This is a genomic window from Clostridium sp., assembly GCF_029258205.1.
In the GTDB taxonomy this organism is placed as follows: domain Bacteria; phylum Bacillota; class Clostridia; order Clostridiales; family Clostridiaceae; genus Sarcina.
Genome location: NZ_JARHZJ010000011.1, coordinates 16,821 through 31,623, shown reverse-complemented (window position 1 = coordinate 31,623; position 14,803 = coordinate 16,821). Strand labels below are relative to the sequence as shown.

Genomic DNA, 14,803 nt, shown 5'->3' with positions numbered 1-14,803 from the left:
TTTAGTAATTAACAGGAGTATGTATTATGAGTGATGAATTAAGAAATGAGATGTTAAAAAGAGCCGAGCAAATGGGATTAAGTAAAAAAGACCTCTTCATAAAAGAAAAGAATTTACGTAAGTTTATTAAAAGTGATCTTGACCATTATAAGCTTATAGTTGATATAGAAAAAGATTTAGGTTTAGTTCAGTGCAAGAAAACTGATAAGAGCATAAGGAAGATTAAGAAACCAGTAATTATTAAGGTTGATTTATATACTGTATTTAAGTTTTATATTAACTTAGGTCATGTATTTAGAGATAAAAATAAGAGGGTTTATTCAATGGAAGAGGTAGAGCAACTACTAATTAATTACTATGAAAAGAACAATATAGAATATAAAATTTAAAGCATTTACGTATAGTGTAAGTGCTTTTATTATTTAAGAGGATTTATGACTAAGGAACAAAGAGAAAATATTAAAAAATTATTAAGCAATTATAAAACTATGAAAGCTCAAATTGAATGTATTGATTATGAGATGATTGTAACTAAATAGTGTAGAGAACTTGAAAGATTTTAGAAGTATAAAGAGCTATATAAATAAAGTAATGATTAGATTTGATTTATATAATTAGAATATATAGTATATATTTAAATTTCTGTACATAGTTTTAATTGGATATTATAATAAAATAAGAAATATTTTAGGAGGTTAGTTGTGTTAAAGAGTATTGAAATAAAAAAATTATTTAATATATTTGATTATAATATTAATTTAGAGAATAACAAATTAATAATTATAACAGGTCCTAATGGATATGGAAAATCAACTATATTAAAAATTTTAGAGGCTGTAAATAAAGTTAATCTGAGTTATTTTTATGATATAAATTTTGAAGAAATTACTTTGAATTTTAAAAATAATGAAGAAAAAGTAAAATTAAAAAAAGTGAAAAATGAATTAATTATAAATGAAGAAAATATTAGTGTTATATTAGAAAATTTATTTAATAAAGAATTTGATGGTATAACTATTAATAATAGAAGATACATTGAAAAGAGAATATTAGAAAGAGAAAAGGAATATGGAAATGAATATTTTAAAACTTTAATAAACAAATATTTTAATGTAGATAGTTTTGAATTTAATAGTATTATAGATAATGATATTAATGTTGTTAGTGGTATAAAAATACTTTATGACAATGCAGAGGAAGTTTATTTTATAAAAGAGCAAAGACTAATAAAAAAATTAAGTAATGATATGGAATATAATGATGTTGATTATAAAAAAAGACATACGAGATATGTTGGCTCTAAAATAAATAGAACAACAGAAGTAATAGATAATATACCTAGAAAAATAAAAAGTATAATCAGTGATTTATCTCAAAAATATTCAAAAGAAGCTAATATAATAGATAGTAGTTATCCAGTAAGATTATTTGCAACAAATGTTGGTTTAACAGAAAATGAATACAAATCAAAAATAATAGATATTAGAAAGAAATTTGATAAACTAAATGTATATGATATTTCTGAAGTTAAATTTGAAAAAGATATTATGTTTAAAAAAGAACACGCAAAGGCATTAAAAATCTATTTTGATGACTTTGATAAGAAATATCAAGTATATGAAGGTATGTTAGAAAAATTTGATTTGTTCATGGATATAATAAATACTAAATTAGCATTTAAAAATATCAAAATTTCTAAAGAAAAAGGTTTATCTATAGTAGATATGCAAGGAGAGAAAGTTAAGTTATCAATGTTATCTTCTGGTGAAAAACAAATGATAGTGTTATTTTATAACTTAATATTTGAGATTAATAATGAAAGTTTATTATTAATAGATGAACCTGAAATATCTCTTCATATAAGTTGGCAACAAGAATTTATGAGTGATGTATTGAGAGTTTTAGAGAAAAAAAATATAAATGTTATAGTTGCGACACATTCACCACAAATATTGAGCAATTATTGGGAAAATCAAATAGATTTGGGTGAAATAGATGGGGAATAATTCTATAAGGAGCACAATAACTAAGAAAGATATTATTTCAGAGATAAAGTTATTTTTAAGTGCTAATAAAACAAAGAAAGTAATTATAGTAGAAGGACAGGATGATTATAAATTTCTTAGAAAATTTATAAAAAATGATGTATTATTAAAAGAATCATTCACAGGAAAAGAAGGTGTGCTATCTATAAAAAAATTTTTTGAAGAAAAGAATAATGTTATAGGGATAATAGATAAAGACTATGATGATGAATTAGATACCAAAGGAATTTTTTATTATGATTTTTCTAGTATGGAAATGATGATTAATAGTGAAATAGAATGTTTTAAAAATGTATGTTGTGAATGTTACATTAAAGAAGTAAATGAAGAGGAGCTAAGAGAAGAAATTCTTAATAGACTTATAAATATAAGTCTATTAAGAAGATATAATGCTAAAAATAAATTAGAAATTAATATAAATAAAATACCTATACATAATATATTGTTGGAAGATAATACTGTGTGTAAAACAAAACTTTTTCAAATGGTAGATTTTAAAAATAAGGAAAATGAACTGTGGAAAGCAAATAAAAATATTATAAGTAAATATATTGATGAATATGGAAAAAAGAAATATACTTTGGAAGAATTGTTGTATATTACAAGAGGCCATGATTTTGTTTATATGCTTAATGTATATTGTTCCAAAATCAGAGGGAAAGATTATGGTATAGATACAATGCAAAGTTTTTTAAGATGTTCATTTACATTAGAGCATTTTAAAAATACAAAAATGTGGACAAATCTAAAAAAATATGGCGATAAAGAAAAGTTATATTTTTTTAATCAATAAAAGATTTATAAAAATATAATTAAATAAATTATTTGAATTAGAATATTCTATTTATTAATAAATGTGTAATAAATTTAATTTTTATATTAAAGGGACACAAAGGGGACAATTAGTAAACACAAAAGAAAATACAAGTGATTTTATAAGAATATTTAATCACTTGCAAATATAGTATTTAAGTAGGTTTATAGATGTTTTATAACTGTATATAAATTTATAAAAATTTATGGAAATATTCCTACTGGGGATACCATAGTTTTAACTGTGTAGTAAAAAAACTCCATATTTATATGGAGTTTTTTAAATATTATTATTTATTATGAAATTTTTGTATAATATAATAATTATATAGGAAAATAAAAAAGAAGAAAAATATATAGAATAATAGGAGTGGTTTACTTGGATCCATATACGTTTCAGATTGTGTTTCTTATTGTCTTGATAATTTTATCAGGATTTTTTTCAGCATCAGAAACAGCTTTAATGTCTTTAAGTAGAATAAGAGTTAGGAATATGGTTGATGAAGAGATAAAGGGAGCTAAGTTATTAGAAAAATTATTAGAAGATCCTAATAAATTATTAGGTGGAATCTTAATAGGAAATAATATAGTTAATATAGGTGCCTCATCATTAGCATCAACTCTAGCTTTTAGAATATTTGGTGATAGCGGAGTTGCTTTAGCTACTGGAGTTATGACTATACTAGTATTAATTTTTGGAGAAATAACTCCTAAATCATTAGCTAAGCAAAATGCAGAGAAGGTTTCTTTAGCTGTAGCGCCTATAATAAATATAGTGGTTATAGTTTTTAAACCTTTTGTTTGGTTATTTTCTTCAATATCATCACTAATAGTAAGATTATTAGGTGGCGATTTGAATAAAAGTGAGCCATTTATAACAGAGGAAGAGTTAAAAACAATGGTTGATGTAAGTGAAGAAGAAGGAGTTCTTGAAGTTGAAGAAAAAGAAATGATATTCAATGTTTTTGAATTTGGAGATCTTCAAGTAAAAGATATAATGGTTCAAAGAGTAAATGTTATTGCAGTAAATGTTACAGCTACCTATGAAGAAGTATTAAAAGTTATAAAAGAGGAACAATTTTCAAGAATACCAGTTTATAACGAGTCAATAGATGATATTATTGGTATTTTAAATGTTAAAGATTTAATTCTTTTAGATAGGGATGAGAAAAATTTTAATGTAACAGAGTACATGAGAGAGCCTTTTAGAACCTTTGAATTTAAAAAGATAACAGAACTATTTTCAGAAATGAAAACAACTAGAAATCACATAGCAGTGGTATTAGATGAATATGGTGGAACAGTGGGTATTGTTACTATTGAGGACTTAATAGAAGAAATCGTAGGAGAGATTGAAGATGAATACGATGAAAGAGATAAGGATATAGAAGTTATTAAAGAAAATGAGTTTGTAGTAGATGGTAGTACAAGACTTTCTGATTTAAGTGATATGATAGGATTTGAGATAGAATCGGAAGAATTTGATTCTATTGGAGGATATGTAATAGGATATTTAGGAAGAATGCCTAAGGTTGGAGAAGAAGTTAAAACAAATGACTTTAGAGTTATTGTTGAAGAATTAGATAGAAATAGGGTGAAAAAGGTTAGAGTTTACACATATAAAAGAAAAAAAGAGGAGAGTTAAGTGTGCTTAGTTTAGCTTTGGAAGAGGCAGTAAAAGCTAGAGAAAAGGGAGAAGTTCCTGTAGGAGTTGTGATAGTAAAGAATGGAGAAGTCATTGCGAAGGCTCATAATTTAAAGGAAACCTTAAATGATCCAACAGCTCATGCAGAAATTCTTGCTATAAGAGAAGCTTGTAATAAACTAAATAATTGGAGACTTCATGGGTGTGAGATGTATGTTACTTTAGAACCTTGTCCTATGTGTGCTGGAGCTATTCTTCAAAGTAGAATTTCAAAAATTTATATTGGTACTTTTGATGATACAACAGGAGCAGCTGGTTCTGTTGTTAATATTCTTCAAAATCATAATCTCAATCATTTTCTTGAAGTAGTTTGGGTGAATGATGAAAAATGTAGTAAAATATTAACAAAATTTTTTAAAGATAGGCGAGGGTAAGTAATGATTTACTTGCCCTTTCTATGTTATACTGAAAATACAAATATTGGTGGGGGTGAATTATGAGTAAATTAGATATGATGGTTGGATATGAAATGAATTTCTATGAAAAGAAATTTGAAGAAAACATAAAAAAATTATCTTACTATATGCATAGATGTTTTAATGAAACTATAGGAGAAAAAGTTACTGGAATAGCTATAGAAGAAAACCTTTTATATGCTTGGGCATATTATTTCGTTACAATAGCTGATGAAGATCCTAAAATGGGTGACAGAATAATGATGGGACTTATAAATCACTTTAATACATTATTAGAAGATGAGAATGTAAGAATAAATGGTAAAGAAGGGGCAAAATTAATGATAGATCATTCTTTCTGTAGAGTATGGTTTGGTACAAGTTTAAATGTTATGTTAGTTAAAAAATATGGTGAAGAGGACTACAAAGAAGTTTTTGACTACATAAAAGATAACTATTTACAAAAAGAATGTAAAATAAGGTCACTAAAGGTTTCATAGTATTTTTTAATCAGTAAGTAAAGATTTACTTACTGATTTTTCTTTATGTGCTATAATTAATAAAAATTATAGTGCTTTTATATAAATTTTATCTAAAGAAATTAGTTTGAAAGAAGTGTTTTTATGAAAATAAACAAAAGATATTTAGTTGTCTTTTTCATATTGTTAATTATTGAGGTTTTTATTGCACTATTTGTACATGATAATTTTATTAGGCCTTATATAGGGGATGTTTTAGTTGTAATGGTTATATACACGTTTATAAGAGCAATAATAAAAAGAAAAATAAAAAAGTTGCCTATATATATCTTTTTATTTGGTGTTTTAGTTGAAATTTTACAATACTTTAGAATAGTTAATATATTACATCTTCAAAATAGTAGATTTTTTAAAATTCTCATAGGTACATCATTTGATGTAAAGGATATTATATGCTATTTTGTGGGAACTTTAATTTTAATATTTTGGGAAGATATAAATAAAAAATAGTTATTTTAAGTGAGCTCAATTTGGGTGTTAACTTTTTTTTACATAAATAAGAATAGGATAGCATATTATTTTACAGAGAATATTATGTAATAGCAGGAGGATCCTATTTTGAAGGAAAATCAATTTAATATAGAAACTTTAATAGTAGCAATATTAGTAATGTTAACACTTATAAACATAGATGTGGTTCATGTAACAGATAATCAGAGTGTAAAAATACAAATAGAAACTGAAGAGGATATACCAATAGTTTCTAATGTCTTTATAACAGTTGATGATGCTAAAAAATGGGCTCAAAGTAAAGGAGCTACTGAAGAATTTATTGAATTAGCTGATTTATATTGGGAATATTCAGATGAACATGGAGAGGTTAATCCAGCTTTAGCATATGTACAAGCCGCTAAGGAAACTGCTTATGGCAATTTTGGAGGAGTATTAGATTCTTCATATCATAACCCATGTGGGTTAAAAACAAATAAGGGTGGAAGCGATAAAAATCCTAAAGCTCATATGAAATTTAAAAGTTGGAATGAAGGAGTAAAGGCACACTTAGATCATTTAGCCTTATATGCAGGAGCAGAAGGATATCCAAAGGCTGAAACAAAAGATCCTAGACATTTTGCTTCAATATTTGGAAAAGCTAATTCAGTAATTGATTTAAGCAAAAATTGGGCACCTAGTTCTACTTATGGAGAAGAAATTCTTGGTATGTATAATGAAATGATTGAAGGTTCAGGAAATAAAGACATAGAGGTAATTAATATATTTTAGTTTAGGAAACTATATAAAATTGGGGGTATAAAAAGTTTATAAATAAAAGCTTTTTATATCCCACTTTTATATAATTAAAATTTAAGTTCCACAATATGTTATATATGGAGTATTACTTTTCTTAGGTAACTTAGTATACTTTTCTAAATCTTTAGAATAACTGTAAGGTTTTTTCAATGCTTTTAATAGATCATCCATAAAAGTAAAATCACCTTTTTCAGCGTTTTTAAGAGCTTCTTCAACTAAGTGATTTCTAGGAATTATATAGGGATTATTATTCATCATTAAATTCCTTACATCTTCATTTGGTCTATTTTCTTCTTTTAATCTATTCTGCCAAAGAGAATACCAAGTTTTGAATTCATCAGTACTAAATATTTTTTCATCTTCAAATTTATTAATAGTTAAAGATACAAAAGTATTAGTAAAATCTGCTTCATATTTTTGCATTGTGCTTAAAAGTCCTTCAATTAATAATTGATCATTTTCTTTTTCTGTGAAAATACCAAGTTTAGCTCTCATTTTATTGAACCAATATTTTTTATATAGCTTAGAAAAGTTTGATATTGATTTTTTAGCAATATTAATAGCTTCATCTAGGTTATCATTTAGAAGAGGAAGCATGGCTTCAGCAAATCTAGATAAGTTCCATAATGCCATATTAGGTTGATTTCCATAAGCATATCTACCATTATAATCAATTGAGCTAAATACTGTATTTGTATTATATGTATCCATAAATGCGCAAGGGCCATAATCTATAGTTTCTCCTGATATTAACATATTATCAGTATTCATAACTCCATGTATAAATCCAACACTTTGCCATTTTGCAATAAGTTTAGCTTGACGATTTATTACCTCTTGAAGAAATAAAATATATTTATTTTCACTATTAGCTATATTAGGGAAGTGTCTTTCAATTGTGTAGTCAGCAAGACTTTTAAGATCCTCTAAATCACCCCAATTAGCAGCATAAGCAAAAGTTCCAACTCTAATATGACTAGAAGATATTCTTGTTAATATAGCACCTTGCTTAAGTCCTTCTCTTAAAATATCCTCACCAGTAGTAACTACAGCAAGGCTCCTAGTTGTAGGTATTTTAAGATAATTCATACCTTCGCTTATTATATATTCTCTAAGCATAGGTGTAAGAGATGCTTTTCCATCTCCACCTCTTGAATAGATTGTTCTACCAGAACCTTTTAATTGAACATCATATTTTTTATAATCTTTGGTTACATGTTCTCCTAATAAGAGAGCTCTACCATCTCCTAGCATTGTAAAATGACCGAATTGGTGACCTGCATAAGCTTGAGCAATTGGTACAATTCCTGAGAATGTTTGGTTTCCTGCAAATATATTAATACCAAAATCGCTATTTAAAACTTCTTCATTAAGTCCAAGTTCTTCAGCAAGAGAAGTATTAAACTTAATAAGTTTAGGATTTTTTGATCCTTTTGGATTTTGCTCACTAAAAAATATATTTGGAAGAGTCTGATAAGAGTTTTGTAATTTAAAACCTGTTTTTAATTCAAAATCTTTAATTTTCATTTTAACCTCCTCAATAATTATAGTATTTTAATTTTCTTATAAGAAACAGCTTAATATTATCTTTAATTAGTTATAATATCAAGACATGGAAAATAAATTTTAGAGTATAAAAGATAATTTAAATTTGAAAACATTAATAGATTTTAGAGCTAGACAACAAGTTAATAAAAAAGAATATAAGACAATAAAGGAGTTTGGATTAACAGTTTTATCAGATGAAGAAAAAAATACGTTAATAAAATCTGATATGGATAAAAGGGATTTAGGATGGCTTCAGAGTTCATTCTACTTCTCTTTTTCAGAATACTATAATTCACATAACATTTTATTTGGATAAATGATTATTTAATAAAACCAAGTACGGGATTTGTACACATCAACATCAAAACATGGAAATAGTTTCTTATATTGTTTCAGGAGAAATAACTCATGTAGATAGTATGAGAAATAAAAGAAGTTTTACAAGAGGAAATGTTCAATATATGAGTTCAGGAACAGGAGTTTTACATAGTGAGTATAACAATAGAGATGAAATGTTAATACTTTTATAAATATTGATTTATCCAGACAAATAAGGATATAAACCTAATTATGGAGATTATAAGTTTGATTGGGACTTAAGAGAAAATAAATTGTTAAATATAGTCTCGGGAAAAAAATGGTGATGAATCTATTAAATTTATATAAATTAAATATAATATTTAAAATTATATCATAAATTTACTACCAATCATTATATTTAGCTATTTATATTGATTATTAATTAAAGTAATAATCAATTATTCTTCAGAATATAATCAATAAGAGTATTATTTATATAATTTTAAGATATTTTAAAAGAATTTAATTATATAGAATTCAATTATTTCTTTTATTATATAGATTTTAGAATTTTGGAATGATAAATAAAAATTTAAAATCATACTTTTAATCTTAATTTAACTTAACAGATCGTATTTTTATATTAGGAGGATTTTAATGAAAGTAGATATAATTTCAGGATTTTTAGGTGCTGGCAAAACCACTTTAATAAAAAAGCTTTTAGATACCTTAGTAAAAGATGAAAAAGTAGCTATTGTGGAAAATGAATATGGAGAAGTTGGAATTGATGGAGATTTACTTAAAGATAGAAGAATTGAAGTGAAAGAAATTAATTCTGGGTGTATATGTTGCACTATAAAGGGAGATTTTAAGCAAAATATATTAGATATAATATCAAATTATAGACCAGATAGAATTATAATTGAACCTTCAGGAGTGGCTAATTTTTCTCAAGTTCTTGAATCTATAAAAGAAGCTCATATAGAAGGCTTAAGAATAAATATGAAAATAACCATGGTTGATGCTCAAAATTTTCACGTGTATATGAAAAACTTTGGAGATTTTTACAAAAGCCAATTAGTAAATGCAAACACAATAATATTAACTAGAATAGAAAAAATTTCTGATAATGAAATTACTAGTGTTTGTAATGTTATAAAAACAATAAATAATAAAGCTAATATTATAACTACTGAGTTAAGCAAGTTAAGTCCAGAAAGAATAATTCAAGTTTCAGAGAAAAAAGTTGAAAGTTTAATAGACAATATAAATATTAAGAAACCTAAAAAAATAGGATTAAGGAGAGTTTCAGCACCAGAATTTTTTGAGGATTGGGGCGTGGAGACACCAAAAACCTTTGAATATTCTGAGTTAGTAAAAATTTTAAGTGAATTTCAAAATAATAAACATGGTGAGGTTTTAAGAGCAAAGGGAATAATAAAATCTGCAGATAACAAGTGGTTTAAATTTGATTTTGTACCAAATGATATTTCTATTGTTAATTATAAAAGCGATTATACAGGTAGAGTTTGTGTTATAGGAAAAAATTTAAATAAAGATAGTATAGATAAACTATTTTCTTAAAAATAAGGGAGATGGTTATGTGAAAAAATGTTCAGTTGATTTGATAACAGGTTTTTTATCATCAGGAAAAACATCCTTCATAAATCACATATTAGATGATTTTTCTAAGGATGAGGTGCTAGTAATACAATGTGAGCTTGGACATGAAGAATTAATAAGTAGAAAGAATATTAATATAAAAAAGTTTTCTAGTATGGATGAGTTAAAGGAAGATGATTTAATAAGAAGTATAAAATTTTATGCACCTAAGAGAGTATTTATTGAATGTAATGGGGTTAGTCAAACTAAAAAGTTTATAGAAAAAGCTACAAATAGTAGACTTAAGGAATATTTAAAGATTGGGATTATAGTTAATTTAATTGATATTACAACTTTTAATATGTTTTTAAAGAATATACCGTCAATGATAATACCAAACATATCACTAAGTAATCTTATTGTTTTAAATAAATGTAATGAAATAAATGAAAATGCTTTAAAAGAATACAAAGATATGATAGAAAGATTTAATCAGAATGCACATATAGTTAATTGTACAGGTAAGGAAGGAACTAATATGAACTTTAACAAAGAAAGACTTATAAACAGGATTATGGGATAAGTATGGAGCTTTTAAATAAATTTTCTATAGTTTTTTCTAGTATAGTAATAGAAGCACTGCCTTTTATACTTATAGGGGCAGTGTTAGCTTCCTTTATGCAAGTTTATATTTCAAATAATATATTTAATAAAATCATATCTAAAAATAAATTATTAGGATCGATTCAAGCTGGAGTAGTAGGAGTTTTTTTACCAGTTTGTGAATGTGCAACAGTACCTATAACAAAAGGATTATTAAATAAAAAGGTGCCTTTTAATGTAGCTATAACTTATATGTTAGCTGCTCCTATAGTTAATCCATTGACTATATTATCAACATATTATGCCTTTGATGGAAACATAAAGGTAGTATTGTTAAGAGTTGGAGTTGGCTTCTTAATAGCTGTTATAGCTGGATTACTTATGCTTTGTTTAAGTGGAGAAAATAATATTTTAATAGAAAATATTGATAGTGAGTTACAAGGAAAATGTCTTTGTGGATGTTCAGAAATATATGATAATTCTAGTAAACCAATAAGACTTTTAAAGCATATATCATTAGAATTTTACGATATAGGAAAATATTTTATAGTTGGAGCAACTTTAGCTGCAATATTTCAAACCTTTGTTCCTAGGGAAATTATTTTTTGTTTTGAAAATAGTGCAGTATTATCAATAATAATGCTTATGGCTTTTTCATTCTTAATTTCATTATGCTCAGAGGCAGATGCATTTGTTGCTAGTACATTTATGAATAGATTTTCTTTAGGATCAATAATGGGATTCTTGATTATAGGTCCAATGATAGATTTAAAAAATACAATAATGTTATTTTCTATATTTAAAAAATCTTTTGTAATTAAACTTTTATTTGTGGTATTTTCACTTTGCTTCATAGCTTCAGCTTTGATATTTTAAGGAGGAGCCTTTATGAGAAAATTTAATTTTAGTGAATTCATATGGTTTCTTATATTATTTTGCTTTGAATACTTAATAATAAAAATGTTTATAAGTGAAAAGATTTTTATGATTATATCAAGAGATATGAAGGTATATGTAATTTTAGCTATAATATTACTATTTTTACTTCTAGTTATACAATTTTTCAATATTTTTAAAACATCAACTAGAAGGAGTTTTAAATGTGGATATTTAATTTTTATTTTTGCTTTAGTTATTTTAAATATAGCTAATGGATTAAATATTAATCAGGTTTCATTAAACTTAAAAGGAGTTAAGTTATATCATGATAGACATAGAGAGAATGAGCATAATCATGTGCACTCTGATGAAAAAATAAATAATACAGAAACTTTGGTATTTACAGAGAAAAATTTTCATAGCTCTTTAGAAGAATTAATTCTTAATTTAGAAGATTTTGTAGGAAAAGAAATTTCTATAGAAGGTCTTTTATATGTTAGTGAATTATATGAAAAAGACGAATTTGCAATTACCCAAATAGATATGACTTGCTGCATAGTTGATTCAGTATATTTAGGAGTATTATGCAAGGGTGATTTGCCAGATTTAAAAAATGGAAGTGAAATAAAAGTTAAGGGATTAGTTGAATCTAAAAAGATTAAAAATAGTGCTGGAGAAGAGATTGAAATTCCATTTATAAATGTATTTTATACAGATACATTACAGTAAATTTAAGTAATAAAAAATGAAAAAATTCTTGGATAATTAACTTATATATGTATATATGATTAAAAATCAATACTAGTTTAAAGTAGATTTTAAATAGATAATAAAGTGGTGTAGAAGCTTAATAATAATACTTGGATATTACAGGGATTATTATTAAGTTTTTTTATAATATTTTTATTTAAATGAGAATGATACATATTTACTTAACAATTTTACTGTAGTATTATTATAAAAAATTAAAAAGAATAGGAGAGATTAGATGAATCCAGTAGCATTTTCGATTGGTAGTTTTCAAGTAAGATGGTATGGCATAATGATAGCATTAGGAATTCTAATTGCAATGACCTTAGTAAGAATTAATGCAAAGAAAAAAAATTTAAACTTTGATGTTGTTCTTGATTTATTTTTGTGGTGCTTTCCTTTTGCTATTATAGGGGCTAGAGCATATTATGTGCTTTTTGAGTTTGAAAATTATCATAGCTTTTGGGATATGATAAACATAAGACAAGGTGGATTAGCAATTCATGGTGGAATAATAGGAGCCTTCTTAACCGCAGTTATTTATTGTAAAGTTAAAAAAGTAGATTTTTTAGCCTATGCAGATATTGTGGCACCAGCTTTTATATTAGCTCAAGGAATAGGCAGATGGGGAAACTTCTTTAACCAAGAAGCTCATGGTGGACAAGTTACTAGTGAGTTTATCAGTAAATTTCCTGAATTTATTCAAAAAGGTATGTGTATAAATAGAGCATATTACCATCCTACATTTTTATATGAAAGTATATGGGATATATTTGTAGCTATTTTGCTTATGATAATTTTATATAATATTACCAATAGATATAAAGGAGTAGTTATTTCCTCATATATATTCTTATATTCTCTAGGAAGATTTTTTATTGAAGGATTAAGAACAGATAGCTTATATTTTATGAATATTAGAGTTGCTCAATTAGTTAGCTTATTAGGAATTATAATCGGAATTGTGGCAATAATAATAATTGTTTCAAGAGGAAAGAAAAGGAGAAAAGGTATATTTACAAATTAGATTTATATGAGAGTTGTATCAAATTTATATAGAAATTATGGTTTCGAAATTTCTTCTTAAGTTATGATACAGCTCATTTTTAAGTTTTTAGATTAAAATAAATATATTATAAAAATTTATATAAATAAAATTTCTAATTTATACCGATTTTATTTATATAATTATAATTAAGTTTTCAGTATTGAATTGGTTAGACTTATATGTTAGAATTAAAAAGTATTACAAATTAATATTTCTCATGGAGAGATGTCCGAGTGGTCGAAGGAGCACGCCTGGAACGCGTGTGTAGGGGAAACTCTACCGAGGGTTCAAATCCCTCTCTCTCCGCCATGCCGTGCTAGATGGGGAGTTAGCGGTGCCCTGTAACTTGCAATCCGCTATAGCAGGATCGAAGTCCTCATAGAGGCTCTAACTTGTGGAGTCTGCCCTATGTAAGTGGTGTTGAGAGTTGGGCCCCACGCAATGGAAACCTGTGAACCTCGTCAGGTCTGGAAGGAAGCAGCGATAAGCAGTCATTTTCATGTGCCGTGGATACGTCTGGCTTGAGCTAACTGCATAGGTAACGTTCATAAGTTATTGTCGAAGTGAGGTGCACGGTTTTATTATGTATTTAAGCTTTTAACTGATTATGTTAAAAGTTTTTTTTATTTTGTAAAATTATATTTTCCATATGTTTACATAATATTAATAAAAAATTTTAGACTTATTGATATAATTATGTACATATGCTTATGACAAAAATATAAATTTACGGAGGAAGTTATGGGAAGAAAACTTTTAGTAGTAATACTATGGGGAACTTTATCGGTTTTAGTTTTGGGATGTAGCACAAACGTTAAAAAAAATGCAGCCAATATTTCTATAGGAAAAAATATAGAAGAAGAGAAACGGAAAGATGAAGAAGAGTATATAGAAAAAATTTCGTCAACTATTATTAATATGAGAGTAGATGGATCTATAAAAAATATGAGAACAATATCTGAAACAGGGAAATTAAATGATACAATGATTGAACAGTTAGAGAAATCAAATAATTTTTTTCAGTGTTTAATATCAGATTTTAAAGGTTTAAATGTTCCTGAGGAATTTATTTTATATAATGATGATATATTATATCATTTAAATAATGCAAAAGTTTCTTTAGAGGCTATGAAAAATTCTGATGATGAAGAAATTATAAAGAGTAATGCAAATGTTTTTATAGAAAGTAATAAGGCGGTATCTAATATAGTAGATAAAATATTAGTTTACTATGCTGGGTGCTAAGTTAAATAATGTTAGTTATTAGAATAAATAAGTTAATATTTTAAGATATTTATTTTATTTATATATTTTTTGAGGTTTTTTTG

At 25.7% G+C, this 14,803-nt stretch carries 15 protein-coding genes, 1 tRNA gene, 1 other RNA gene and 1 pseudogene; 17 read left to right on the top strand and 1 reads right to left on the bottom strand.

Annotated features, from left to right (window positions below):
* Positions 1–26 precede the first annotated feature (26 nt).
* The 8 genes from Q1J60_RS01410 (at position 27) to Q1J60_RS01375 (ending at position 6,718) form a co-directional block, all read left to right on the top strand.
* Positions 27–389: a hypothetical protein gene (locus Q1J60_RS01410; RefSeq protein ID WP_272479231.1), complete on the top strand. Its 363-nt coding sequence runs from the start codon at positions 27–29 to the stop codon at positions 387–389.
* A gap of 312 nt (positions 390–701) precedes the next feature.
* Positions 702–2,006, top strand: a complete 1,305-nt coding sequence (locus Q1J60_RS01405) for an AAA family ATPase (RefSeq protein ID WP_300257489.1) — start codon at positions 702–704, stop codon at positions 2,004–2,006.
* Positions 1,996–2,838 carry a hypothetical protein gene (locus Q1J60_RS01400; RefSeq protein WP_300257486.1) on the top strand — a complete coding sequence of 281 codons (843 nt, stop codon included), beginning with the start codon at positions 1,996–1,998 and terminating at the stop codon, positions 2,836–2,838. The genes Q1J60_RS01405 and Q1J60_RS01400 overlap by 11 nt, the downstream gene beginning before the upstream one ends.
* 399 nt (positions 2,839–3,237) lie before the next feature.
* The gene (locus tag Q1J60_RS01395; protein WP_300257483.1) at positions 3,238–4,503 is read left to right on the top strand and encodes an HlyC/CorC family transporter; all 1,266 of its coding nucleotides are present in this window, start codon (positions 3,238–3,240) and stop codon (positions 4,501–4,503) included.
* A gap of 2 nt (positions 4,504–4,505) precedes the next feature.
* Complete coding sequence (tadA, locus tag Q1J60_RS01390; protein WP_300257480.1) at positions 4,506–4,937, top strand: tRNA adenosine(34) deaminase TadA; 432 nt, start codon at positions 4,506–4,508, stop codon at positions 4,935–4,937.
* Positions 4,938–4,999: 62 nt separating this feature from the next.
* The gene (locus tag Q1J60_RS01385; RefSeq protein ID WP_300257477.1) at positions 5,000–5,458 is read left to right on the top strand and encodes a hypothetical protein; all 459 of its coding nucleotides are present in this window, start codon (positions 5,000–5,002) and stop codon (positions 5,456–5,458) included.
* A 123-nt stretch (positions 5,459–5,581) separates the two neighbouring features.
* Positions 5,582–5,947 (top strand): ribosomal maturation YjgA family protein, encoded by a 366-nt coding sequence (locus Q1J60_RS01380; protein WP_300257475.1) that lies wholly within the window; start codon positions 5,582–5,584, stop codon positions 5,945–5,947.
* Positions 5,948–6,055: 108 nt separating this feature from the next.
* Positions 6,056–6,718, top strand: coding sequence for a glucosaminidase domain-containing protein (locus Q1J60_RS01375; RefSeq protein WP_300257472.1), 663 nt, complete (start codon positions 6,056–6,058; stop codon positions 6,716–6,718).
* Positions 6,719–6,799: 81 nt separating this feature from the next.
* Here Q1J60_RS01375 and Q1J60_RS01370 read toward each other — a convergent pair whose 3' ends face one another.
* Positions 6,800–8,272, bottom strand: a complete 1,473-nt coding sequence (locus tag Q1J60_RS01370; protein WP_300257470.1) for a protein adenylyltransferase SelO — start codon at positions 8,270–8,272, stop codon at positions 6,800–6,802.
* A gap of 247 nt (positions 8,273–8,519) precedes the next feature.
* Here Q1J60_RS01370 and Q1J60_RS01365 point away from each other — a divergent pair.
* From Q1J60_RS01365 to Q1J60_RS01325, 9 genes and pseudogenes are all read left to right on the top strand, one after another.
* Positions 8,520–8,928, top strand: a pseudogene (locus Q1J60_RS01365) (pirin family protein); the annotation flags it as partial.
* 322 nt (positions 8,929–9,250) lie between these two features.
* The gene (locus tag Q1J60_RS01360; protein WP_300257467.1) at positions 9,251–10,177 is read left to right on the top strand and encodes a CobW family GTP-binding protein; all 927 of its coding nucleotides are present in this window, start codon (positions 9,251–9,253) and stop codon (positions 10,175–10,177) included.
* 19 nt (positions 10,178–10,196) lie between these two features.
* Complete coding sequence (locus Q1J60_RS01355) at positions 10,197–10,778, top strand: GTP-binding protein (protein WP_300257465.1); 582 nt, start codon at positions 10,197–10,199, stop codon at positions 10,776–10,778.
* Positions 10,779–10,780: 2 nt separating this feature from the next.
* On the top strand, positions 10,781–11,674 hold the full coding sequence (locus tag Q1J60_RS01350; RefSeq protein ID WP_300257462.1) for a permease: 894 nt from the start codon (positions 10,781–10,783) through the stop codon (positions 11,672–11,674).
* A 12-nt stretch (positions 11,675–11,686) separates the two neighbouring features.
* Positions 11,687–12,406, top strand: a complete 720-nt coding sequence (locus tag Q1J60_RS01345; protein ID WP_300257459.1) for a TIGR03943 family putative permease subunit — start codon at positions 11,687–11,689, stop codon at positions 12,404–12,406.
* 259 nt (positions 12,407–12,665) lie between these two features.
* Positions 12,666–13,454, top strand: a complete 789-nt coding sequence (gene lgt / locus Q1J60_RS01340) for a prolipoprotein diacylglyceryl transferase (protein WP_300257456.1) — start codon at positions 12,666–12,668, stop codon at positions 13,452–13,454.
* 240 nt (positions 13,455–13,694) lie between these two features.
* A tRNA-Ser gene (locus Q1J60_RS01335) sits at positions 13,695–13,784 on the top strand.
* A 2-nt stretch (positions 13,785–13,786) separates the two neighbouring features.
* An RNA gene (gene ffs / locus Q1J60_RS01330) (signal recognition particle sRNA large type) lies at positions 13,787–14,051 on the top strand.
* A 165-nt stretch (positions 14,052–14,216) separates the two neighbouring features.
* Positions 14,217–14,720 carry a hypothetical protein gene (locus Q1J60_RS01325; protein WP_300257453.1) on the top strand — a complete coding sequence of 168 codons (504 nt, stop codon included), beginning with the start codon at positions 14,217–14,219 and terminating at the stop codon, positions 14,718–14,720.
* Positions 14,721–14,803: the final 83 nt, after the last annotated feature.

Coding starts and splice junctions, on each gene's coding strand:
- Q1J60_RS01410 (WP_272479231.1), top strand. CDS start 27: ATGAGTGATGAATTAAGAAATGAGATGTTAAAAAGAGCCGAGCAAATG.
- Q1J60_RS01400 (WP_300257486.1), top strand. CDS start 1,996: ATGGGGAATAATTCTATAAGGAGCACAATAACTAAGAAAGATATTATT.
- Q1J60_RS01385 (WP_300257477.1), top strand. CDS start 5,000: ATGAGTAAATTAGATATGATGGTTGGATATGAAATGAATTTCTATGAA.
- Q1J60_RS01380 (WP_300257475.1), top strand. CDS start 5,582: ATGAAAATAAACAAAAGATATTTAGTTGTCTTTTTCATATTGTTAATT.
- Q1J60_RS01370 (WP_300257470.1), bottom strand. CDS start 8,272: ATGAAAATTAAAGATTTTGAATTAAAAACAGGTTTTAAATTACAAAAC.
- Q1J60_RS01360 (WP_300257467.1), top strand. CDS start 9,251: ATGAAAGTAGATATAATTTCAGGATTTTTAGGTGCTGGCAAAACCACT.
- Q1J60_RS01350 (WP_300257462.1), top strand. CDS start 10,781: ATGGAGCTTTTAAATAAATTTTCTATAGTTTTTTCTAGTATAGTAATA.
- Q1J60_RS01345 (WP_300257459.1), top strand. CDS start 11,687: ATGAGAAAATTTAATTTTAGTGAATTCATATGGTTTCTTATATTATTT.
- lgt (WP_300257456.1), top strand. CDS start 12,666: ATGAATCCAGTAGCATTTTCGATTGGTAGTTTTCAAGTAAGATGGTAT.
- Q1J60_RS01325 (WP_300257453.1), top strand. CDS start 14,217: ATGGGAAGAAAACTTTTAGTAGTAATACTATGGGGAACTTTATCGGTT.